Genomic DNA, 24,642 nt, shown 5'->3' on the forward strand with positions numbered 1-24,642 from the left:
TTATCTGTATTTGTCAAATTTAAACAACTTCTTTTCTTATATTATATGCAAATATTTTATATTATTGCTATTAAATTAAAAAATAAAAGACTATATTACTACATTTTATATGATACAATTTTAATAAAAATCAGAAATTAGTTATGCTGAAAAGAAAGCACAATAGATAATAAATATATAAAAATCAGAAGAAATCAGAGAAAGTTTTTTCTCTTGCATTTTCATCTTTCATTACGCCTATATCATATAAATACCTAGTAACGGCTAATGAAAAACCGCCTTTGATTGGTGTTTTAGGATATAATATTATTATAGGTGTTCTCTTTTGAACGGATATCATAACCTTTTCTTCGTCAAACAAAACAGGCCCTAAAAGAACCAAATTAATATCAAGAGAAAATTTTGATGTTACTTTTTTTACTTCTCTGTATAAATTGATAGCCCAATCTATATTTTTTACTTTGTTTACTATCAAATACATCTTATCTGTCATGTTATTGACATATATCATCTTCATAAGTCTGTAAAGATCTGTAAGAGCTGTAATTTCAGGATTGGCAACAAGTATTATATCATCAGACATTTCATAGAAACGCATCATAGGCTGAGTAATTCCAGCAGCATAATCTATAATAACATAATCATATTCCTGTGATAATACTTTCAAATCTTTAGCTAAATTTGATAAATTGAAGTCATTTTCAAACTGAACAAATCTCTGTATATTAACTCCGGCACTGATAACATCTATACCATATTCACTTTTTATAACACAATCTTTTAATGTCAAAGTACCTTCAAAATATTCCTGAAGTTTAGATTGAGGTTTTACATGAAGTAAAATAAATACATTTGAACAGTTAATATCTATATCGAAAACCAAAACTTTATATCCTCTAGAAGCTAATTCTGCAGAGAAATTAACTGAGCATAAAGTTTTGCCTGCACCACCCTTTCCACTAGAAAAAGATATTATTCTTCCCATAATTATTGTCCTGTATACAATTTTAATACTTGAGCCACTTTAAGACGAACATTTTCATCCCAATCTAATATATGCGGCTTTAAAGCTTTAATTACAGTAATTTTATCGGAATTTTCTACATTTTTTGCTAACTCTTCAAGAGCCTCAAGTCTTTTTTCAACCTCTTCGCTTTCTAAAAGTGCAAAAATTTCATTCATAGTTTCTTCCTTAAAATCTAATAAATAATACTATACTTAATATATATTATACATCATATGATATTTTTGTCAAAAATAAAACTTATTTAATTAAATTTAAAATATAATTGTATCAATATGTAAATTACTGCATTTCAAAAGGCTTTTCTTTAGTAAAATCAGGATTATAATTGTCAGAGCTTTCCATTTCCTGAACAAGTAAATTTTCAAATCCCAAATCCAAAGCATAATCAACTAAATCATCATACTCTTTTTTGTATAATTTTCTGTTTATACTTTCAAAATTGCAGGCTTTAAATTTAGGATTATACTGCGACATCAAAGATATTGTAGTATTTAAAAAACCTCTCTCCTTAAGTTCTATCAATACATCATAAGAATCTGATTCATTATTTGGAAGTATCAAATGCCTTATTATTATACCTTTTTCAGCAATGCCTTTTTCATTAACAATTAAATCGCCTACTTGTTCTTTCATTATCTCTATTGCATTTATTGCAGTATTAAAATAATTTTCAGCCCTAGAATATTTAAAAGCCTTGTCATCAAAAACATATTTTAAATCAGGCAAATATATATCAACAATACCGTATAGACAATCCAATAATTCTTTAGTATCATAACCATTAGTATTATAAACTATAGGAAGATTAAGCCCTTTTTCAAAAGCTATTTTTAAACCTTTTAATACAGGATAAATAACATGAGTTGCACTTACAAGATTAATATTTTCTGCACCTTGTTTTTCTAAATCCAAAAAATAATCTGCCAATGTTTCAATATCAATTATCTCACCTACTCCGTCAGAACTTATTTGATGATTCTGACAAAACACACAGCTTAAATTACAGCTTGAAAAAAATACCGTACCGCTTCCGCCTTCACCTACAAGCATAGGTTCTTCACCGAAATGCAAAGTATGAGATGCAGTTTTTATATGATTGGTATCTTCAAAAATTTTGCATCTTCCTATTTTGTTTTTATTGCGATTAACATTGCATATATGTCCGCAACAAATACACTTATCATAAAGAAGTTCTGCCTTTACTAAAGCTTCATCTATATTTTTTAAATGTTTTTCATTATAGTTCACAGTATATCCCGATATTTTTTAGTATATACTAAAAATTTTTAACTTTGTCAATTTTTTATTGTTCTTTTTCCCGCCGCACGCCTGCCGAAGGCACGCACAGCGAGGCGGACTTCATCAAAGAACCATACGAAGTACGCCTACGGCGAAAGTGCAAGTATAAAATTAGCACTAAATAATATTAATTTTGTCTTACATGTAAGATAAAATATTAAATTTAAGCTAAAATATAGCCTTTTTGCTTCTTTGTGGAACAAAAGAAGTGGGGGTGTGGGTGCTAGTCCCCACTAATAACAAAAATAAAAAAATAATTTTTGATAAAATATAGTTGTTTAGTATATACTAAAATAATATTTTTTAATTAATCAAATTTTATTATCATTTATTATTTTCTAAATATTTAATAGCCCATTCGCTCATCAAAACAGGAGGCTGATATAATTTTGATTCATCTATCTCAAATTTACTATTATGATGAGGTATATTCTTTTCTGTCATAGTAGAAAATAATATAAAAGCTCCGTCAATCTTCTCTAAATAATCAGCAAAATCTTCACCTGCCATTGATAAACTATAATGAGATGCTTTTTTAAATCCAAGTTCATTACAAACTTCATTTAACTGCTCATATATTTTTGCATTATTAACAACAGGTGCCCCTCTTCTTTTTATAACAACTTCAGCCTTAGCTCTGTTAGCTGCTGCAATAGATTCTGCTACCTCTTTTATTCTCTCTGTTATAAATGCTCTATTCTCTTCGCTGAAAGTTCTGAAAGTACCTTCGATATTTACTTCTGTAGGTATTACATTATACTGAGTTCCGCCATGCAGCATACATATAGATATTATAACCGGATCTGTTGCAAGTATCTCTCTGCTTTTTATATTATAAATACCCTGCACTATTTGGCTTGCTGTAAGCATAGGATCAATAGAAAGATGAGGATATGCTCCATGTGCACCTTTTCCTATAACTTTAATAAATACTCTGTCATTAGAAGCCATTAAAGGACCTTCCTTCAATATAAACTCTCCGCTTGGAGTATCAGCAGACAATGTACCTATATGAGTACCTACTATAGCTTTAACTCCTTCAAGAAGTCCGGAATTAAGCATATTATGTGCCCCTACAGCCAATTCTTCTGCAGCCTGAAATACTAATCTTACTTTTCCTTTCAATCTTGATTCATTTTCTTTCAAATAATGAGCTGCACCTAAAAGACATGCAGTATGTGCATCATGTCCGCATGCATGCATATTACCATTTTTAGAAGCGTATTCGCATCCAGTTTCTTCTTGTATAGGTAAAGCATCCATATCTGCTCTTATAGCCACCACATTATCACCGCTTCCTATATCACAAACTAATCCGCTGTCAAGCGAAGATTCTTTATAAGAAAGTCCTAATTCTTTTAATTTATTTATAACATAATTTTTTGTCTGAGGAAGTTCTGTACCAACTTCAGGAATTTGATGCAGATCTCTTCTCATAGAAACTATAATATCATTTAATTTTTTGTAATCCATTTTATCTACCTTAATAATTATTTTTTAATAGTATATAGATATTAATCATTAAGTCAATATTAAATAAATTATTTCAAATTATATATTTATAAAAAAATTAGTATTATTTAGTACTAAAATTTTAAACTATCTAATAAAAAAGCCCATCATAATAATATGACAGGCTATTTAAAAATTTCAAAATATTAATTTTTAATTTCTATAAGGAGAGATATCTCTTAATCTTTTAACAATCTTTTCTATAGCATCGGCAGTGTACATTATCTCTTCCATAGTGTTGTCCAATGATAAAGAAAATCTTGTAGAACTATGTGCATATTCAAAAGGCACACCCATAGCTTGAAGCACGGGGGAAGGTTCTAATGTACCAGATGAACAGGCACTTCCGCTTGAAGTACAAATTCCATATCCGTCTAATAAAAGAAGTATGGCTTCGCCTTCTATATTTTTGAAACTAATATTCGCTGTATTGCTTACTCTATTAGCTCCTTTACCATTTATTTTAACATCAGTTATTCTCTTTAAAACTTCAGCCTCTAAAGTATCTCTAAGTTTAGCAGTATGCTCCATAAATCTAGGAAGTTCAGCCTTAACCATAGAAGCAGCTTTACCCAAACCAATAATATAAGGCACATTCTCAGTACCTGCACGGCGTCCTCTCTCCTGATGCCCTCCAGTTTGAACAGTTCTTAATTTAGTACCGTTCTTGATATATAAAGCTCCAATTCCTTTAGGTGCATGTATTTTATGACCTGCTATTGTAAGCATATCAATATAAGGCTCATCTTTCATATTAAGAGGCAATTTACCGGCAGCCTGAACAGCATCAACATGGAATACTGCTCCTGCATTTTTTACTATCTGACCTATTTCTCTTATAGGATAAATAACACCTGTTTCATTATTAGCATACATTATAGATACTATAGCTGTATTTTCATTGATGGCATTTTTTAATTCGTCAATATTTATATTTCCGTCATTATCAACAGAAAGATAAGTAACTCTATAACCATGTCGCTCTAGAGATTTGCATGTTTCTATAACTGCAGGATGTTCAACCTTTGTAGTTATAATATGATTCTTAGTAGGATATGCTTCTATAGTTCCTCTAATAGCCATATTATCGCCTTCACTTCCGCATGAAACAAAACATACTTCTATAGGCTCGCATCCAAGAAAATCAGCAACCTGTTCTCTTGCTTTTTCCATCTCTTTATGAACAGCTCCTGCAGGAGTGTACATACTAGAAGGATTAAAGTATTGATCCTTAAAATAAGGAAGCATAGCCTCCAATACTTCAGGGTATACTCTAGTTGTGGCATTATTATCCATATATATTATTTTTTTCTCTTCCATAATATCAACTCCATATAATCAAACACCTACAACTTCTAAATCTTTAGAAACAAGTTCCTGTAATTTAGGTTCAACAAAACCTTTCAAAGTATTTTTTGAAGAAGCACAAGCTGAACAAGCTCCTTTAAACTCTATCATAACTTTATTACCATCAACATCTACAAGTCTGCAGCTTCCTCCGTCCATTTTAAGCATAGGATTGATAACTCTCTCCAAAGCTTCCTCAATCTTTTTGATCTTCTGAACAGTAGTCATAGGAGCATTTTTAGCTTCTCTCTCTATCTCTGCTAACTCTTCATTGAGTATATCTTCGATTTTAACTTTACAAGCTCCGCATCCGCCACCTGCTTTAGTGTAGAAAGTAACTTCATCTACAGTCTTTAAGTTATTCTCTCTGATTGCCCTTTTTATTTTTGTATCTGTTATACCAAAACATTTACAAATGATAGCTCCTTCATCATGCTCATCATCTTCAGTAGCAATTCCTCTGTAATTATTAATGGCTTTTTCTAAAGTTTCCATTCCCATAACAGAACAATGCATTTTCTCCTCTGGAAGACCGCCTAATTCCAAAGCTATATCTCTGTTAGTGATTTTTGAAGCTTCATCAAGAGTTTTACCCTTAATCATCTCCGTTAATATGCTGCTGCTTGCTATAGCTGAAGCACAGCCGAATGTTTGAAATTTAGCATCTTCTATAACTTCAGTATCTTTATTTATTTTTAATGTTAATTTAAGTGCATCTCCGCACACGATACTACCTGTCATAGCTTCTGCATCAGGGTTTTCTATCTCCCCTACATTTCTAGGATTTATAAAATGATCCTTTACTTTATCTGTATATTCCCACATGTTCCTACCTCCATCTAAGTTAATTATTTAATAATATAAATATATTAAATAATTTTGGGATATAAAAATAATATTTTTTATTTTTTAAATTATTTATTCATTTCGTCTAATATTTGTTTTATAGCAACCTGACATCCGCCGCATCCTGTACCGGCTTTGGTTGCATTAGAAACTTCTTCTACTGTTTTTAATTTTTTTGATTTGATAGCATCTCTAATTTGATTTTCAGTTACTGCCATACAAAAACATATTGTTTTATCAGCCATTTTTAGATTCTCCTATTATCTAATTAATTTTAAGAAAATAGAAAAATATGAATATCACATTAATCTATTTTATAACCTTCCATTGTTAGAATATTATAACATTTTAATAAATAAATATCAAGCATATTTTACGTATATAATTTATTTTTTAATATACGGGTATGTATTAAGAATAAGTGTAAAGAATTTTATAAAATTATGATAAAACTTAAAATATTAGTTTTGATTAACTGTTTCTATTAAAATAGCTTCTGATTTATTATATTCAATATTTTCTAAATTCACCATTCTAAAATTATCTCTTACAGCATAGAATCTTATATTGGCATTAGGAGGAGCTTCATTACTGCCATCTGATAATGTAAGTATCAAGTCGAATATTTGATATGAATAATTTTCTTCAAGTATATTTTTTAAAGACATAAACATTTTTAATGCAAGATTAAGAACTTCTCTAACATTCAAACTATTTGAAATATATATCTCATTATTTTCCCATTCAAAATCTGTTAAATTTTTTCCAACAAAAGAAGTTCTGCATAAAGTACAGTCTGTTTCATTACTTATAACCCAATATTTTTCATTTTCAGAATTTTCTCTCTCGAATATAGAATAATAATTTTTTAATTCTATATTTGATAAATCTATATCAGAAATCAATTCTTTCATCTTTGCATTAGTAATCAATATATTAACCTCTTTAATTGATGAGATATTTTTTATATATCATTTTATTATAAAAAAGATTTTATTTATTTTCTGAGTCTTTATACAATTCATCAGCAATATATTTAACTATCTTTTCTCTTACATCTCTGCCGTAATAATCGAATTGCTTTTCTCTCATTTTTACTAGATTCTCTCTATTATTGGCAACAAGTAAGTCTATTTTGTTAAATATATCATCTGTAGAACTAGTATCATATCCTAAACCATTATTATCAATATATATAGGATTCTGCTCTTCCTGTCCAGGTAAAGCTCCCATAGATACAATAGGTATCAAACAGTTAATAGCTTCTATAATAGCTGTAGGGCCTGATCTTGTTATTAATATATCATTCTCATGGAATAATTTAGGGAGTTCTTGAGTATATCCCATTATAATAGGCTTATGCTCTTTTGAAGAATAAACTTTATTTAACTTATTAAATGTTTTTTCATTTCTTCCGCATACAACAGTTACTTCGCATTTATATCTTTCATATAAACCGTCTATTATATACATAAGTCTTTTAGTTCTTTCAGAATTATTAAGCAGAAGTATTTTCAATGTATTATTAATATTTGTATTTTTTATTACTTCTTCTTTAGTTTTATATAAAGCATTGAATCCCTCTCTAACAGGCAAACCAAATGTTATAATTTTTTCTTTATCCACTCCATTTTTCATCATATATTCAGAAGCTTCATAAGAAGGGCTTATAATTTTATCAGCTCTGTTATCAAACCACAATTTGCTTATTGTAATTAAATCTGTTATTATAATAAAAAATTTTGTATTTATCTTTTTCTTCTTTAAAATACTTAAAAGGCTTCCGCTAAACATTGGATGAACATTAACTATTATATCAGGTTTATATTCTTTTAAAAGCTTTAAAAATTTTCTTTTAACATGAATGGCATTATTTTTATTGATAATATCTCTATTTTTGAAGGAAAATCTAAAAATTCTATACCATAATTTAGGGGCATATTTTATACAGCTGTTATAAAGTCTTTCAGCAGCCATAAGATCAGGACCGCCAAGTGTGAAACCATTTACAACTTTACATTCTATTTCTTCTGAATATAATGCTTTGAAACCCTGTAAAAGTGAAGTATGAACGCTTTTATGACCATGACCTGTATATTCTGACGATATAATAAGAATCTTTTTCATAATATACCTTTACTTATAATAATTACATATAAATTATACTTTAATTGCTTCATTTGTCAATAAATATTTAAAATATTATTATATATAATAATATTAAATTTAATAAAAAATCCTAATACCATAATGATATTAGGATTTTTAATTTCAAATTATTATTTATTAAATCAATTGTTAATATTGTCAAAAGGATTATAAGTTAAAGAAGTAGGCTCAGCTTTAGAAATATAATTTTGTGTTTCTTTCTTGTTTTGAGCTTCCATATATTCTCTTCTTGACAATGAAATTCTTCTCTTACTTTGATTAACTTCTCTTACAACAAATGGATAAGTTTCTCCTACTTTAACAACCTCTTCTAAAGTGCTGCCTTTAGGAATTTCTACTTGAGAAACATGCATATATCCTTCTAAATCATCTTCCAAAGAAACGATAGCACCAGAATCAACTATAGCTTTTACAGTACCATCAACTATAGAACCCTGAGGATGTGCTTTTTCAAATAATCTCCAAGGACTATCTTTAGTATGTTTATAGCTTAACTTAATTCTTTGTTTATCTCTGTCTATAGACATGATAACCATATTAACTTCTTCGCCTTCTTTTATATAGTCTTTCATATTAACTATGTTGTTTCTCCAATCAAAATCGCTTATATCACATATACCTTCCAAACCATTAGGAAGTTCAAATACAGCAAAGTTTTTAATGATTCTTTTTACTTTACATTTTACAGCAGATTTAACAGGGAAATCTTTTTCAACTGTATCCCAAGGATTTTCTTTAACTTGTTTCAATCCTAAAGTAAGTTTTCTTTCAGCAGCATTCATATCAAGTATTTTACACTCTAAGAAAGCACCTTTCTTAACAAAATCACTAGGATTATTAACATGAGAATTCCAGCTTAAATCTGAAACATGAACAAGTCCTTCTATACCATCAGCAACTTTTACAAAAGCACCGAATTTTTTAACATTAGTAACTTCTCCATTTATAATATCACCTATATGATATTGCTCTACAAATTTACCCCAAGGATCTTCATCTAATTGTTTAATACCTAAATCAACTTTACGATTCTCTTTATCAATATGAAGAACTTTGAACATTCTTTCTTCACCTTTTGATATTATAGACTTAGGATTTACAACTTTATCCCAAGACATATTAGGTATAGCAAGGAATCCGTCAAAACCTGGTGTAATTTCAACAAAAGCTCCGAATTTTTCAATATTTTTAACTTTACCATTAATAATATCATTTTCCTGAAGATTGTTTAAGAATGTTTCTATTCCAGCATTTTGAGTTTCTTCTAATAATACTCTTCTAGAAACTACAACATCTCTTCCATTCTTCTTGATTACTCTAAACTCATACTCTTTACCTATATAATCAGCTTCTTTAATTCCTCTAGCTAAATCTATTTGAGAAAAAGGACAGAATGCCTGATGTCCCATTATAGATACTTTAAATCCGCCTTTGATAACTTCTTTAACAACACCTGTAATTGCAGTATTATTTTTAACAGCATTATCTATTAATTCTTGAGATTTTCTCTTATCTATTTCACTCTTAGACAATATAACATAACCTTTATCATCTTCGCCTGAAACAATAGCTTCTATTTCCTCTCCAATAGTAGGTTCTTTATCAAATTCGCTTCTTTTAATTTTACCTTCAGATTTAGAATCGAAATCTATAAAAACATCAGTGTCATCAAACTGAACCACTTTGCCTTTAACGATTTTTCCTCGGCTTAAAAATGTATTATCACTTTCCTCTAAAGCCTTGCGAAATTCAATTTCATCATTTGATAAATTTTTATTATCTTCCATTGTTCCTTCTCCCTCCTGTACTTTGACAGGTTAAAAAATAATCTAACATTTAATTAGACTTTATATTAAAAATCACATTAGCGATTTTTTCAACTACTTCATCAATAGTCATACTAGTAGTATCTATTATATTGGCATTTTTAGGCACCACAAGCGGACTATCTTCTCTATTTGAGTCAAACTCATCTCTTTTTCTTATACTCTCCCTAACCTCTTCATAAGTAATATTCTTACCTTTGGATATTTCTTCAGAATATCTTCTTTTAGCTCTTTCATCTAAAGAGGCATCCATATAAAATTTATATTTGGAATCAGGGAATACTACACTACCTATGTCTCTACCATCTACAACATAATTACCGCCTTCTGCTATTTTTCTTTGTAGAGATACCATATTCTGTCTTACAATGCTTATAGAAGAAACTTTAGATACAAGATTAACAACTTCCATACTTCTTATAGCTTCTGTTACATCTTCATTATCTAAATATATTCTGCCAGCATTATCAAAGTTAATACTTAAATTATTAAGAGCTGATATGACTTCACTATTATTATTTATATCAATATGATGCTTAATCATATAAAGGGTTACAGTTCTGTACATAGCTCCTGTATCTAAGTATTTAAAAGATAATTTTTTGGCTAATAATTTAGCTATTGTACTTTTACCTGCCCCGGAAGGACCATCTAAAGTGATTATTTCGTATGTACTTGACACCTATAACCTTTTTTAATTAATATAATTTTCTAGACAGTATATCATAAGTAATTATAATTTGCAAATATTTATTTTAATAAAAAACAAACTTTATTACATTTTTTAAATATTTTCTAATAAATAATACATACTATCAATCTTATAAATAAAAATGAATACTAAGCAATATATTTGTATCCGTATAAAATTGCAAATAAGATGCAGATAAATTTCTTATCATATTATTATAATTAACATTCATTGAACTAGAATATGAAAAAGAAGCAGATACTTTTTTGTTGTTATCTAAAAAATACCACTCTATAGTTTTTAAAGTCCTAAAAAAATTTAAATAGCTTACAGAAGTTTCTACAGATTTATTATATCCCATAAACTCATATAAATTAAAAAATATTGATATTATAGGAAGTTTATTTTGAATCATAAAAAAATTGCTTAGCATAGGAAAATCAATAGTATTTAAATTAATGGAATAATCTTCAAAAACTATATCATTTACATCTGTTATACCATCATTAGCAAAAGTTATACCATAAAAACTATCATTAACTGTTAAATTTTGCATACAATATATTTTAAATGAAAATATAAAAAAAATAAACAATATATATTTATAAATATACATTTTTTACAAACCCTAATAAATTTCACGGGTTAAAAATATAAAATATTTATATTTTTGCAATATGTAAATACAAATTTATTCAAAAGATTTATATTTTTTTATAGAAAAATTAGCTACTCGCTTGAATTTAGTTATTATTCTGACAATTCCATAAAAAAATCCAAGCCCATAAAAAAAATGGGTAATAAAAAACATAAATGGATATATAAATATGCCGCGAATTTTTGATATAATGCCTTTATCAGAAAAAGAGTAAACAATTCCTGCCAATGATGTCATTATTATGTAAACTAATAATGGAAGAAAATAAAATTTTAATATACTTAATTGAGAAAAATAATAAGCACATAATACTATTGGAAGCAAAAGTATATAATTAGCAAATAAAGAAGGCAAAATAAATATTAAATTTTTAACATTAAAATCTCTAAACAACTGTTCAAATCTTCCCCTGCCATAATTAAGAAGCATTTTTATATAAGATTTTAAATTTGATCTGGGAGGTCTTTGAACTATTATTTTAGGATTATATATCAATTTATAACCAAGAGAGAGTATTTTATCTATTAAGGCATTTTCTTCATTAGGATATAAATCTTCATTAAAAAGACCTGCTTCAAATAAAACATTTCTCCTTACAAATAAATTGCAAAGTATAACATCTCTATCGCTTCCTTCTTTTACATCATTATTATCAAATCTATATCTATTAGCTATAGGACCTACAGCATAATAAGCTCTCATGCATTTATCTATATACATTTCTATTAAAGAATTAACTTGATGTATAGCAGGTCCGCCAACTATTGCTATTTTTTCATCTGATTCAAATATAATATTAGCTTCTTTGATATTATCAGCACTAACAATAGAATCATTATCTAAAAAATATACAATATCCCCCAATGACTGTTTAATACATTCATTTCTTTGTACAGTAGGATGTGTTCCTTCTGCTTGAAAAATTTCAATATTTTCCTTAGGGTAATTAGATAGATACACCCCTTCTAATGTTTTTTCTATATTTTCACCAACTCGGTGCGGTATTATAATAGTAAATTTCAGCAATTTCTACATTCCCATATATCTTATATATGCCGTTCTCAATTGAGAAGCCATTTCCTCTGGACTTGTAGGATTGCAAGGTGCCCATGCTCCTGTTTCAGAAGAAGCATTAAATTTCTGTTTCTCCTTAGTTCTCATAGGAGGGAAAAATTCTATATGATAATTCCATATATCACTATAATTAAAGCCGTCATTTACAGGCGCACTATACATACACATCATATAAGGGAATTTCATATCAAACAATAAATCTAAAGTAGAAGTAGCTTTTTTCAAGGCATCTGCTAGAGATAAACTTTCATCTTTATCAAAATCTATGATAGAATTTTTCTGTTTTTTAGACATTATCATTATACCATAAGGATATTCTGATGCAAAAGGCAAGAAACATATAAAATGATCATTTTCAAATATGACTCTCTTATTATATTCTATTTCCTGCTCAATCATATCTAAAAATAGATTTCTGCAATTAACACTATAATAACTAGAAGCCATCTCAATTTTTCTTTTGACTCTCAAAGGTATCCAACTATAACCATATATCTGTCCATGAGGATGAGGCATTGTAACTCCTACAACTTCTCCTTTATTTTCAAACGGCATAATATATTTTATTTTTTTATTTTTAGATATTTCTTTCATTCTTTCCTGCCACAAAGCTACTAATTTAGCAATATGATCTACAGGAAGTTCTGGTAAAGTAGTATTATGATCTGGAGAGTATAAAATAACCTCACATTTACCTATAGAAGGAGCTGTTTTGAATAATTTTCCATTATCAACTTCATCAGGATAAGGAGGCTCAGAAGATAAAGCAGGAAAGTCATTATCATAACAAAGAACCTCATAACTATCTGGTACTTTTCCGCTGCCGGGACAAAATGGACAATAATCTTTAGGCATTTGAGGACGTGACTGTCTATGACTAGCTATCATAACATAATCTCCAAGCAATGGATTATAACGCAATTCTGCCATAATTAATTCTCCTTAAATTCATTTATATAAAAATATAATTTCTGATCTACAAATATATTATATACATTTTTTAATAATAAACAATATATAAAACAATTATAATTCAAAAATATAAAATTATTTATTTTTTATTATTTTTAATATATAATAAAACGAATATATTTTGGAGACATATTATTATGTTTAGAAGAATATTTAATATTGATACAATAAATAGAATAACTTGGTTTATACCCTTTAAACAGTTAAGAAACGATGTAAGAGATTTGCTTATAACATTACTAGATACATACAGAAGAACTAATATTATAAAAAATAGAATAAATTTCCCGGAAAACAATAAACCTAAAGATTATATATCAATATTGGCTACAGTGAAAAATGAAGCTCAATATATAAAGGAATGGATTGAATATCATAGAATTATAGGTGTAGAAAGATTCTATATATATGATAATGATAGCAATGATAATTTACAAGAAATATTGGAACCTTACATAAAAGATGGAATCGTTATATATAATTTTTTTGGAGGTATTGGAAAGCAGTTAGATATATATGAAGATGGAATAGATAGATATGGTAAAAATACATTTTGGATGGCTATAATTGATTTAGATGAATTCATAGTTCCAGTAGAAAATTATGATTTGAAAGATTTTTTAAAATATTATGAAAAATATCCTGCTATCGCAGTAAATTGGATACAATTTGATGGAAACGATCATATAGAAAAACCTAAAGGATTAGTAATAGAAAATTATAAAAGAGCATTTAAATTAAATCATCCATTAAACCAAATTACTAAATCTATAGTTCAGCCTAAATATGTAATGGAATATTTAACCGCACATCATTTCCAATATTTTAATGGATTTGCTGTAAATGAAAATTTTGAATATTCAAAAGAAAGAGATATGCCTAATTCTGTAAAAAAAATAAGAATACATCATTATGCTACAAAATCTTTAGAAGAATATAAAGCAAAAATTAATAAAAAAGATAATGATGGTATTATAAAAAATGATATGGGTATATATAAAGCAGAAGATTCATATATAGATAATACAATTGATAAATACATACCTGAATTAAAAAAAAGATTGAATATGAATTAATCTAAAACTTCAGGAGTATTGTTAATTTTAATATTAAAATTTGATACATTTATTATATCATCTTTACTATATATATGATATAAAGGCACATTTCCTATATAACTAGCCCATATTGTAAATGTAGAAGGGGCTCCAATTATATAATCGCATAAACTTAATAAACTATGATCCTCATGCCATTGGCATTTTGAAACTACATAATCATGATTTGGTTTTAAAGTTACCTCTTCATTAGAAAAAATTATAAATAAGATTTTTTTATTTGGAAATAAATTATAAAACTGATCTATCTTATCATTATAAACTTCATCTTCATAATAAAATCTGCCATTGTTCCAATATTTATAATCGCCTCTTCTTATATGAACACCAACTTTTAAATCATAATCCTCAAACTTATTTTTTATATTATTGTAATTTTCTGAATTAAGATTAATAGGAGTATATTTTTGTGCGAAATAATCCCTATATTGATATACTAAATTTGTAACTCTAAAATCCCAACCCGAAACAAATATAGTTTTATTTTTATTATCAAGTATTTGACTATTGTATAATTCTATATTTTGCCTTAAATTAATATCCATATAATCATATATTAAATAATTTTTTATATGCATTTTTTTACAGAAATTAGATATACCTTCAATAATACCATATCTAGTATTGAGTGATGGTAAAAGTATAGGAGGAAGTTTTTTAAAACTATATTTATCTTTAATACCATAAAAATCTTCCATATCATAAAATTCTAAATTATGATATTCTATATTATTATGTTTACAGTAAGCCTCAAAATGAATATTCTGAAGCAGTCTATTACTTTTATCTCCGAATCTTTTATAAAGAAAAACCATATCAAAACCTATAAATATTCTAACTTTATTATAAAGTATAAATTTAAATTTGCAAATTATAAAATTGATGATAATATTATTAAAATACTATAAAGATATTTAGGAAAAAATAAAATGATAGAAATGAATATATGCTTTGCATCCGACAATAATTATGCTCCGTATATGGGGACAGCTATAGCATCGGTATTAAAAAATAGCTTAGAAGATGAAAAAATAACATTTCATTTAATAGATGGCGGAATAACAAAAGAAAATAAAGATAAAATACTATCATTAAAAAGCATAAAAGACTGTGAAATAAAATTCTACACACCTGATATAGAAAGATACAATGATTGGTTTGAAAAAACTAAATACAAAATGTATTATTCCCCAGCAACATTTTATAGAATTTCAATACCTAGTTTAATAAAAAATGTAGATAAAATTTTATATTTAGATTGCGACATAATAGTTACAAAAAGTTTAAGAGAATTATTTTTAATGGATCTTGAAAATTATTATGCTTTCGTTGTTTTACATAAAGCAATAATGGAGGATGAAGTAGAATTTTATGGTGATTTATTTTGTGCAGGATTTTTAATGATAAATAATAAGTTATGGAAAGAAAACAATATAGAACAGAAATGTATAGAATATTACGAAAATAATTATGAAAATTGTTTTAATGATCAAGATGTTTTAAATGAAATATTAAAAAACAAAGTTAAATATTTACCTGAGAAATGGCTTTTTTTTGCTGATAAAAGATATCATTATGAAGATCCAAAATTGGAAGATGTTATTATTATTCACCATTTAGGATTAGTTAAACCTTGGGAAGAAAATTGTCATGGTAGTTTATTAATAGATGAATATTGGAAATATTATCAATATACACCTTGGTTTAGAGATGAGCCTATAACAGCTTTTCAAACTATTTTAAAACAGAAATTTTATGATTATGATGATGTACGTTTAAAGGGAAACTGGATAAAACTATTTGGTATATACAGCAGCAATAAAGTACTTCAAATAGTAATATTTGGAATACAAATAAATATAAAAGTAGATTATGTAAAGAGAAGAGATATAGGAAGACTTCTGCCTTTCAAAAAATGGCGTGACAGATTCAGAGAAAAATTCAAGTAAATATTATTTCCAAACTATTATTTTATTCTCTGGATGAGTCAGTGGCACCTCATCATATAAACTAATATTTGTAGGAATAAAATTACTATACTCCTTTAATTTATATGGATTTAACGAATGATTAGAAGTATTATTATATGTTATATATCCATTTTTAGAATATTTTATTGTATTATCAATATATAAATCTTGAATTTCTTTTTTTAATTCACTAAAAGCATAATTTGATATAAATAAATCATATTCTTTAGGTTCTAATTTATCTGCTGACACAAAATTTAATTGAGTTTTAATATCAGTAAAATTACTTAAATATTTTTTAGATAAAGATAATACAGGATCTAAATCAATAAACGTATAACTTTTAATATTTTTAAAATATGACATTATTATTCTAGCTTGTCCGCCATAACCAATACCTACCTCACATATATTAAAATCAGATAAATCTCCAAAATGCAAAATTAAATCAGATAGAACTTTTATATATCTTAAAGTGGATGGAGTTATTAAACCTATATCTTGATATTCTTTTTTTAAAGCACCGCCATATAAATCATTTCTTGTAAAATCTTTAAAATTTTCTTTATTAAAATAGTTTGTTTTATTAATAATATCTAAATAAATTTGAGCATGTTCATAGCTAGTATGTTCCAATACAGTAGTATATATAGGATTCTGTCTAAAAGTATTAAATACATCATCATCATTTGAAGCCAATTCACAGAAAGAAGTATAATCTAATGTATCAGATATACTAGTACCAGATGATGTTTCTGAATAATATCTTATCTTATTTTTTATTTTATCTCTTAATTTCTTATTTGGTATAAACCAAACTAATTTATTTATAAAATCTTTATTCATAAAAAAATCCAAATGGTAAATTATAACTTTGAATAGCATAAAGTATAAAGTATAAATATATAAAAGTCAAATTATATCATAAAACATTGACAAATATATATATAAATTTATAATAATATAGTTAAAAAAATAAAACTATTTCACATATATTTTTGTATATAAACATATCATTGGGATAAAATTATGCACTTCAAATTAATAAATGAACTAGTTTGGTATGTACCTATAAAAAAGTTAAGAAATACCGCTATAGAACTTTTAATACTTCATTTTAAAAAATTTTATCCTATTAAAAATAATCAATTTAAATCTATATCTTTATATAACTACAAAAATATATTTAATTATAATAAATACAATAATTATAAGCCATTTAATAATATAATTAATCATTATAAAAATAAATTATTATTAGATAATTAAGGAATTTTTATGAATAAAGCTGTTTTACTTATAGTATTCAATAGATTTGATACTGCCAAAAAAGTATTTGAAGCAATAAGAGAAGTAAAGCCTCCTCGTTTATATGTTGCTGCTGACGGTCCAAGAAAAAATAAAAGAGGAGAATATAAAAAATGCATGAAAGTGAGAGAAATCATAAAATATGTTGATTGGGAATGCGAAGTAAAAACTTTATTTAGGGATGAAAATTTAGGATGCGGAAAAGCTGTATCTGGTGCTATAAATTGGTTTTTTGAAAATGAAGAAGATGGTATAATACTTGAAGATGACTGTTTGCCTAATAAATCTTTCTTTTATTATTGTGAAGAACTATTAAATTATTATAAAGATAATGAAAAAATAATGCATATAGGATCAAATCATATAGGAGAGCCTTATTCTGAATATACTTACAATTTTACTTCTATAATGAGATGTTGGGGATGGGCTTCTTGGAGAAGAGCTTGGAAACATTTTGATTTTACATTAAAAAGATATGATTATAAAGATATAGAAAGAAAAATTGAAATAATATACAAAGATAAAAACATGCAGCATTATTGGAAATCTATCACTTTATGCATGATGAATTTAGGTATAGATACTTGGGATTATCAATGGGTTATATCCATAATAGCTAATGAAGGTCTTTGCATAGATCCTAATATTAATCTTGTAAGTAATATAGGATTTACAAAAGAAGGAACTCATACCTTTGATTCTGACTGTAATGTCGCTAATTTACCTACATACAATATAGAAAAAATAATACATCCTCCAAAAATAGAAAGAAATATGGAAATAGATGAAAAAATACTTCATAAATGGTTTGGGGTCAAATATTTAGAAGAATTAATACCTGAGGTTGAAAGACTAAACTACATAATAACTAAAATAATAGATAAAATAGCTTGGTATATACCTATTAGAAGCATTAGAAACAATTGGAGAGATAAGTTTAAAAAGAAAATGATGAATATTAAATAATATTATATATACCGTTTAATATAAAATCTGATAATTCTATATTTTTATGTTTATCTTTAATATGGTACATTGGAACATTACCTATAAAGCTAGCCCATGATGTAAAAGTCGAAGGCGGTCCTATCAAATAATCACATATACTCATTAAACTATGATCTTCATACCATTTGCATTTTGAAATAACATAATCATAATTTGGTTTTAAAGTAATTTCTTCATTTGAAAATAGAATAAACAATATTCTTTTATTTTTATGTAAATTTACAAACTGCTCTATTATATCATTATATACATTATCCTCATAATAATATTGTCCGCCATTCCACTCTTTATAATCACCTTTTCTTATATGAATACCTACTTTTATATCATAATTTACAAACATATTTTTTATACTATTATATTCTTCAGAATTAAGATTAATAGGGGTATACTTCTTTACAAAATAATCTCTATACATATTAATATAATTATTGCATCTAAAATACCAGCTTTTTACTAAAATAATAGATTTTTTATGTTTTAATATCTGCTTCTCATAAAGTTCATAATTATTTTCATGCCATTTTTGATCATATACATATAACAATATTAAACTAAATTTTACTTTATTAATTTCCCATATTACATTTTCTGTTATTTTTCTTTTTTTAGTTAACACATATGAAAGCAGTTTATTCATATTCGTATAATTTACTTCTGTTTTAATACCATAAATATCTTCCATATCATAAAAATCAAGATTATAAAATGGTATATTATAATGTTTACAGTATGCTTCAAAATGCATATTCTGGATCAATCTATTACTATGATTGCCGTATCTCTCATACAAAACTACCACATAAGTCTCCTAAATGTAGTTTTGTATAAAAGATGCAACATATATACTCTTATATTTTTTTTAAATATAAGGTATAATAGAAATATGTATAATATTACAATACTAGACTGTAGACTGTAGACTGTAGACTGTAGACTGTAGACTGTAGACTGTAGACTGTAGACTGTAGACTGTAGACTGTAGACTGTAGACTGTAGACTGTAGACTGTCTTTTACACTATAAAAAGATAAATATACTATCATTAATTTTATTTTATAGTATAATAAAAAAATGTCAATAAAGAATTTTTTAATGAATAAAATGATTTTATATAATTGATATATATTTATTTAATATACTAAATTTATTTTTTGATAATTAAAAATGCAATCAGCAATAAATTTAAAAAATCATATTATCACACACATTAACTTTAATATATTATTTAATTGCATTTTTTGAGAATAATATTCTAAATATTGTTTAAAATACAAATTATCAAAAATTTGGTATACAATTACAAATAAAATGTTTATTATAATTCTTAATAATATAATATCATTATATTTTTATAAATGGAGTTTATAATGGAGAATGTATGTCAATGCGAAGAATGTAAAAGCGGTAAATATAACCCTTTAGACTATGTTGTAAAAAATGAAGACTTAAAAATATTAGATGAAAAAAGACCTTTAGGAATATCCGGACATTTAAGAGTAAAAAATGAAGCAATGTCGCTTGCTCAATCTATAGATTCCTGTATTGATGCTTTAGATGAACTTATAGTAACATACAATACATCAGAAGATAATACAGAAGAAATTTTAAAAGAATATCAAAAAAAATATCCAGATAAAATAAAGCTTTACCATTATAAACCAGATATTATTAATTATACTTCTACTGAAAAAGAACTAGAAGAATTTAAAGCAAAAAAAATGTTTTATAATACAGAAAGTATACATAGTTTAGCAAATTACTACAATTTTGGTTGTATAAAAATTAAATATAGATATTATCTCAAAATAGATGCTGATCAAATTTATTTTAAAGATAAATTATTAGAAGTAAGAAAAGCTTTGCTCTATGATTTAAATAATGTAAATAAACTAAAAGAATATAAAAAAATTATAAAATTTGCTAAGTATAATATATTTATGGAAAAAATTGCTTGGCTAATACCTAATATGAAATTTAGATATGATTTTAAATTAAAATACACTTATAAATTATATAAAAAAATAATTGAAAATCTTGGATTATTTAATTTAATTATATTTTATAGATTAGCAAATAAAGATAATTGTTGTTATACAATTGCTGGAATACAAACAGTAATGTATAATAATAAAACATATGTACCTAAAAATGTTAATCATTTAAAACTTACAACTTTCAACAGCTGCGGAAATGATCATTCAATATGGATACCATATAGTAAGAATAAGTTTATAACATCAAATTCACCAATGGAAATAATAGAAAATAATAAAGAAGGTAAAGAATGTCCTTTAGGATTTTTTTGGCTTCATTTAGCACCAATAAAAAGAAAAATTAATGTTGATAAAAATGATTTGATTACAAATATATTAGATATAAAAAATATAAATTTAGAAGATTTTTCAAATTCCAAATTAAAATTTTCAGAAGATTTATCAATTTATTGGGCGAAAATATTTTTTAATTATGATAAAAAATACCTAACAAAAGAATTCTTTGACAAATATTTTAATAATATATTGGAATACATTATAAAACATTATAAACAATAATATATATTTGTTTTATACTATATCCAAAGGAACTTTTTTATTAGGCTTTGGAAATTCTTTATTTATCATCTCTATATCTTCATCAGTAAGTATAATATTTTGGCTTTTAATATTTTCAGCAAGATGTCTTCTGCTTGCACTCTTAGGTATAGGAATATATCCTGAAACCTTCATAATGAAAGCTAATGCTATCTGTGATGCTGATGCATTATGTTTTTTAGCTATTTCAAGAACTGTATTATTTCTAAAAATATTTCTTCCAAGTTCTCCTGCCCTTCCTAAAGGCGAATATGCCATAACAGATATGTTTCTATCCTTCATATATGGTGCTAAATCAAATTCAATTCCTCTTGAATCTAAGTGATATAATACCTGATTAAGTACGCATTTATCACCATCTTTCAATGACTCAAGTTCTTTCATATCATCAACATCAAAATTAGAAACGCCCCAATCTCTTATAAGCCCTTCCTTTTTGGCTTCTTCCATACATTCAACTGTTTCCTTTAAAGGTACTCTTCCCCTCCAATGAAGTAAATACATATCTAAATAATCTAATCCCAAACGCTTCAATGATGATTTTAAACTATCAAATATTTTATCTTTTCCTGCATTATGTGGATATACTTTAGAAATTATAAAAATATTTTCTCTTTTAATATCGGTTTGCTTTAATGCCTCATATATCAATATTTCAGCCATACCATTTCCATACATTTCAGCAGTATCTATTAATTTTACACCATTATTCAAAGCAAATAATATAGATCTTATTTCTTTATCTTTTTTGGCTTCATTCTCGCCTAATCCCCAAGTTCCTATACCAAAATTAGGCATTTTATTATTAGATTTTAATAATATATAATCCATAAATAATCCTTAAAATAATTTTATTTATCATTCTTTGCTTATATATAAAGTTCTTGAAGGGAATGCAAAACCCACACCTAATTTATTAAATTCATCTATTATTTTATAATTAATATCTTCAACTATTTTTACAAATTCAGCATAATCAGGTATAGTTACATGATATATAACTTCAAAATTAAGAGAAGAATCAGCAAATTCTATAAATCTAGCACTGTAAAACTCTGTATTATTAGTGCTTTCTATAATTGTCTGTATAGTATTTGGTATAACTTTTAATTTTTCTAATGGTGTAGAATATTCAACTCCTATTACCATATATTGTCTTCTCTTTTCTAATATTCTATAGTTTTGTATTCTAGAAGAAAGAAGATTTGTGTTAGATATTAAAAGCTGTTCTCCTGTATTTCTTCTAATACGAGTAGACTTTATTCCAATATATTCAACAACACCTTTATCGGCATCTACCTGTATAAAATCCCCTTTCAAAAAAGGCTTATCAAACACTATGACAAAATAATTGAATAGATCAGCTATTATACTCTGTGCTGCAAAAGCTACTGCTACACCGCCTACTCCAAGTCCTGTTATAAAAGTATTAACATTAACACCCAAATTTGAAAGTATAGTCAAAAAACCTATTACCCATACAAGAACTTTTAATATTGTAATAATACCATCAGATATAACAACATCTTTTTTCTTTGATAAATAATTATTGGTAAAGTTAGTTATTACATCGCATATAAACAATGTACTAAAAACTATTATAAATACCACAACTATTTTTCCAAAATATCCGCTGGCTTCCTTTGGAAGATGAAGTCCTATTCTAGCTATTGCCAATGAAGCGATAAATATAATAGGTTTTGTTCTTTTTTTAATACTCTTTGTTAAATCCACAACAAAAGGACTTTGAAATCTAGTATTTAATTTTAGTAAAATTTTTAATAGAAACATCAATGCCAAACGCATAGAAACTACACTAATAATTAATATTCCTATAGCTATTAAATATTGGAATAATGTATTATTCCAAAATACTGTTTCTTTAAGATACTGCATATTTTCTCCAACTTCGTACTAATTTTATTAACATTAATTTTACTATATAATATCAATTTTTCAAATACAATTTGACATAAAATAAATAGTATATTAGTATATATAACAATAAAAAAATAATGGAGTCAAAAGAATGAAACAAATTTTTAATATTATTATCATATCTATTTTATTTATTGCCTGCGGAGGAGAAAAAACAGATACAGCTGTTCCATCTGATACAACTAATACAGCAACTGCCAGAGATGCCGGCACATTAACAATAGATTTCCAAGCTATTATAGGCGATACAAATAATAGTGTAATAAGCAGCAATTCATATTTAAAAGTTACAGGTACTTATGGTGATATAGACGGAAAAATAGATGCAGCTACAGCTGCTTCTACTCCTTCAAGAACACCTGATCTATTAAACAAATACAGATCAACAGATAATAATGTATTAAATAATAGAATGGAAGTAAGTATGGGACAATTCTTACTATTCGGTACTGCTAATGCTTCAAGATATATAGATGATGGTATGTCTGGTTCTGGAATAGCTCAAAGAACTGCTGAAGGAAAAACAGGTCCTAAAGTTACAGGAACTGGAATAACAAAAGGAGCTGACGGAGTTATAACAATAAGATTCGTACATGCCGGCGGTAAAACAGTTGATCCTTATGTTTTTGAAATGAAATCAGATGCTAATGGTATTTTCAAAATTGGCGGCGGTACTGAAAACTTTAAAAGAAGCGAAGCTGTTGTTACAAATGATTTTGATTTCAATACTGATGCTGCTTCTTTGATAGTTGATAAAGCTAAAGAAGGTACTCCTTATTGGAAAGGTGATTTACAAGCTACTTTTGAAAATAATATAATAAAAATTACTGGTACTTTAACTGAAACAAAATAATATTTTAATATGATTATAAAAAGAGCATGGTATTTTTACTATGCTCTTTATTTTTAAATAATTTTTAATGGGAGTTAATCATGAATATAAGAAAAGTAAAAATAGAAATATATATACCTGAAAAATATACTCAAAAACTTAGAGAGGCTTTAAACAATATAGGAGCTTTAGGCGTTGGAAATTATGATAATGTAATGTCTGTAACAAAAATAACAGGTTATTGGCGTCCTTTAGAAAATGCTAATCCTTTTGACGGAAAAGTTAATGAAATATCAAAAGCCCCTGAAGATAAAGTAGAATTTTCAACAGATGTTAAAAATATAGAAAATATTATCAAAGTGATGAAAGAAGTTCACCCTTATGAAGAGCCTGTTATAAATATCATTCCGCTTTTAAATGATAGGTTCGATGTGAATTTAAATTATTAATTTTT

26 protein-coding genes are annotated in these 24,642 nt (G+C 26.3%); 7 read left to right on the top strand and 19 right to left on the bottom strand.

Translation table 11 applies throughout. The features are described 5' to 3' along the window. Window positions 1-184 precede the first annotated feature (184 nt). The 14 genes from BRSU_RS07675 to galT form a co-directional block, all read right to left on the bottom strand. Entirely contained in the window at window positions 185-985 is an 801-nt protein-coding gene (locus tag BRSU_RS07675; protein WP_014487489.1) for an AAA family ATPase, read from the bottom strand. Window positions 986-987: 2 nt separating this feature from the next. Continuing rightward, window positions 988-1,182, bottom strand: coding sequence for a hypothetical protein (locus BRSU_RS07680; RefSeq protein WP_014487488.1), 195 nt, complete (start codon window positions 1,180-1,182; stop codon window positions 988-990). A gap of 124 nt (window positions 1,183-1,306) precedes the next feature. Further along, window positions 1,307-2,275 carry a radical SAM protein gene (locus tag BRSU_RS07685; RefSeq protein WP_048594781.1) on the bottom strand — a complete coding sequence of 323 codons (969 nt, stop codon included), beginning with the start codon at window positions 2,273-2,275 and terminating at the stop codon, window positions 1,307-1,309. Between the two features lie 375 nt (window positions 2,276-2,650). After that, window positions 2,651-3,799, bottom strand: coding sequence for a M20 metallopeptidase family protein (locus BRSU_RS07690; protein WP_014487486.1), 1,149 nt, complete (start codon window positions 3,797-3,799; stop codon window positions 2,651-2,653). A gap of 192 nt (window positions 3,800-3,991) precedes the next feature. Continuing rightward, window positions 3,992-5,158, bottom strand: a complete 1,167-nt coding sequence (gene nifS, locus BRSU_RS07695; protein WP_048594782.1) for a cysteine desulfurase NifS — start codon at window positions 5,156-5,158, stop codon at window positions 3,992-3,994. 18 nt (window positions 5,159-5,176) lie between these two features. Next, a complete protein-coding gene (gene nifU / locus BRSU_RS07700) occupies window positions 5,177-6,010 on the bottom strand; it encodes a Fe-S cluster assembly protein NifU (RefSeq protein WP_048594783.1) in 834 nt (277 codons plus the stop codon). An 89-nt stretch (window positions 6,011-6,099) separates the two neighbouring features. After that, on the bottom strand, window positions 6,100-6,276 hold the full coding sequence (locus BRSU_RS07705; protein ID WP_014487483.1) for a (2Fe-2S)-binding protein: 177 nt from the start codon (window positions 6,274-6,276) through the stop codon (window positions 6,100-6,102). A 216-nt stretch (window positions 6,277-6,492) separates the two neighbouring features. Continuing rightward, window positions 6,493-6,945, bottom strand: coding sequence for a hypothetical protein (locus BRSU_RS07710; protein WP_048595154.1), 453 nt, complete (start codon window positions 6,943-6,945; stop codon window positions 6,493-6,495). 79 nt (window positions 6,946-7,024) lie between these two features. After that, the gene (locus BRSU_RS07715; protein ID WP_048594784.1) at window positions 7,025-8,158 is read right to left on the bottom strand and encodes an MGDG synthase family glycosyltransferase; all 1,134 of its coding nucleotides are present in this window, start codon (window positions 8,156-8,158) and stop codon (window positions 7,025-7,027) included. Window positions 8,159-8,322: 164 nt separating this feature from the next. Then, window positions 8,323-9,987 (bottom strand): S1 RNA-binding domain-containing protein, encoded by a 1,665-nt coding sequence (locus tag BRSU_RS07720; protein ID WP_048594785.1) that lies wholly within the window; start codon window positions 9,985-9,987, stop codon window positions 8,323-8,325. A gap of 49 nt (window positions 9,988-10,036) precedes the next feature. Further along, window positions 10,037-10,708 (bottom strand): (d)CMP kinase, encoded by a 672-nt coding sequence (gene cmk / locus BRSU_RS07725; RefSeq protein WP_048594786.1) that lies wholly within the window; start codon window positions 10,706-10,708, stop codon window positions 10,037-10,039. Between the two features lie 139 nt (window positions 10,709-10,847). Next, window positions 10,848-11,273, bottom strand: coding sequence for a hypothetical protein (locus BRSU_RS07730; protein WP_245158065.1), 426 nt, complete (start codon window positions 11,271-11,273; stop codon window positions 10,848-10,850). Window positions 11,274-11,408: 135 nt separating this feature from the next. Beyond that, window positions 11,409-12,401, bottom strand: a complete 993-nt coding sequence (locus BRSU_RS07735; protein ID WP_048594788.1) for a glycosyltransferase — start codon at window positions 12,399-12,401, stop codon at window positions 11,409-11,411. A 3-nt stretch (window positions 12,402-12,404) separates the two neighbouring features. Further along, complete coding sequence (galT, locus tag BRSU_RS07740; RefSeq protein WP_048594789.1) at window positions 12,405-13,379, bottom strand: galactose-1-phosphate uridylyltransferase; 975 nt, start codon at window positions 13,377-13,379, stop codon at window positions 12,405-12,407. A gap of 179 nt (window positions 13,380-13,558) precedes the next feature. Here galT and BRSU_RS07745 point away from each other — a divergent pair, with 179 nt between their 5' ends. Then, entirely contained in the window at window positions 13,559-14,497 is a 939-nt protein-coding gene (locus BRSU_RS07745; protein ID WP_048594790.1) for a glycosyltransferase family 92 protein, read from the top strand. On the opposite strand, the gene BRSU_RS07750 is transcribed toward BRSU_RS07745, so the two are convergent. Continuing rightward, on the bottom strand, window positions 14,494-15,354 hold the full coding sequence (locus tag BRSU_RS07750) for an alpha-1,2-fucosyltransferase (protein WP_048594791.1): 861 nt from the start codon (window positions 15,352-15,354) through the stop codon (window positions 14,494-14,496). The two genes, BRSU_RS07745 and BRSU_RS07750, sit on opposite strands and share 4 nt — an antisense overlap. Before the next feature lie 114 nt (window positions 15,355-15,468). On the opposite strand from BRSU_RS07750, the gene BRSU_RS07755 reads away from it, so the two are divergent. Then, entirely contained in the window at window positions 15,469-16,488 is a 1,020-nt protein-coding gene (locus BRSU_RS07755) for a glycosyltransferase family 8 protein (protein WP_048594792.1), read from the top strand. Window positions 16,489-16,491: 3 nt separating this feature from the next. On the opposite strand, the gene BRSU_RS14325 is transcribed toward BRSU_RS07755, so the two are convergent. Further along, window positions 16,492-17,355, bottom strand: coding sequence for a putative sugar O-methyltransferase (locus BRSU_RS14325; protein WP_083997871.1), 864 nt, complete (start codon window positions 17,353-17,355; stop codon window positions 16,492-16,494). Window positions 17,356-17,538: 183 nt separating this feature from the next. Between BRSU_RS14325 and BRSU_RS07765 the strand changes: the two genes are divergently transcribed. Together BRSU_RS07765 and BRSU_RS07770 are read left to right on the top strand one after the other, a co-directional pair. Then, a complete protein-coding gene (locus BRSU_RS07765) occupies window positions 17,539-17,778 on the top strand; it encodes a hypothetical protein (RefSeq protein WP_048594793.1) in 240 nt (79 codons plus the stop codon). A 9-nt stretch (window positions 17,779-17,787) separates the two neighbouring features. Continuing rightward, window positions 17,788-18,783 (top strand): hypothetical protein, encoded by a 996-nt coding sequence (locus BRSU_RS07770; RefSeq protein ID WP_048594794.1) that lies wholly within the window; start codon window positions 17,788-17,790, stop codon window positions 18,781-18,783. On the opposite strand, the gene BRSU_RS07775 is transcribed toward BRSU_RS07770, so the two are convergent. Then, window positions 18,776-19,627, bottom strand: a complete 852-nt coding sequence (locus BRSU_RS07775) for an O-fucosyltransferase family protein (protein ID WP_048594795.1) — start codon at window positions 19,625-19,627, stop codon at window positions 18,776-18,778. The two genes, BRSU_RS07770 and BRSU_RS07775, sit on opposite strands and share 8 nt — an antisense overlap. Window positions 19,628-20,194: 567 nt before the next feature. Between BRSU_RS07775 and BRSU_RS07780 the strand changes: the two genes are divergently transcribed. Then, window positions 20,195-21,379 (top strand): glycosyltransferase, encoded by a 1,185-nt coding sequence (locus tag BRSU_RS07780; RefSeq protein WP_048594796.1) that lies wholly within the window; start codon window positions 20,195-20,197, stop codon window positions 21,377-21,379. Window positions 21,380-21,391: 12 nt separating this feature from the next. Here BRSU_RS07780 and BRSU_RS07785 read toward each other — a convergent pair whose 3' ends face one another. Beyond that, a complete protein-coding gene (locus BRSU_RS07785) occupies window positions 21,392-22,249 on the bottom strand; it encodes an aldo/keto reductase (protein ID WP_048594797.1) in 858 nt (285 codons plus the stop codon). A 27-nt stretch (window positions 22,250-22,276) separates the two neighbouring features. Then, window positions 22,277-23,314, bottom strand: a complete 1,038-nt coding sequence (locus BRSU_RS07790) for a mechanosensitive ion channel family protein (protein WP_048594798.1) — start codon at window positions 23,312-23,314, stop codon at window positions 22,277-22,279. 133 nt (window positions 23,315-23,447) lie between these two features. Here BRSU_RS07790 and BRSU_RS07795 point away from each other — a divergent pair, with 133 nt between their 5' ends. Further along, the gene (locus tag BRSU_RS07795; protein WP_048594799.1) at window positions 23,448-24,209 is read left to right on the top strand and encodes a hypothetical protein; all 762 of its coding nucleotides are present in this window, start codon (window positions 23,448-23,450) and stop codon (window positions 24,207-24,209) included. Between the two features lie 80 nt (window positions 24,210-24,289). Continuing rightward, window positions 24,290-24,637, top strand: coding sequence for a YqfO family protein (locus tag BRSU_RS07800; RefSeq protein WP_048594800.1), 348 nt, complete (start codon window positions 24,290-24,292; stop codon window positions 24,635-24,637). Window positions 24,638-24,642 lie beyond the last annotated feature (5 nt).

Source organism: Brachyspira suanatina, assembly GCF_001049755.1.
Lineage (GTDB): Bacteria > Spirochaetota > Brachyspiria > Brachyspirales > Brachyspiraceae > Brachyspira > Brachyspira suanatina.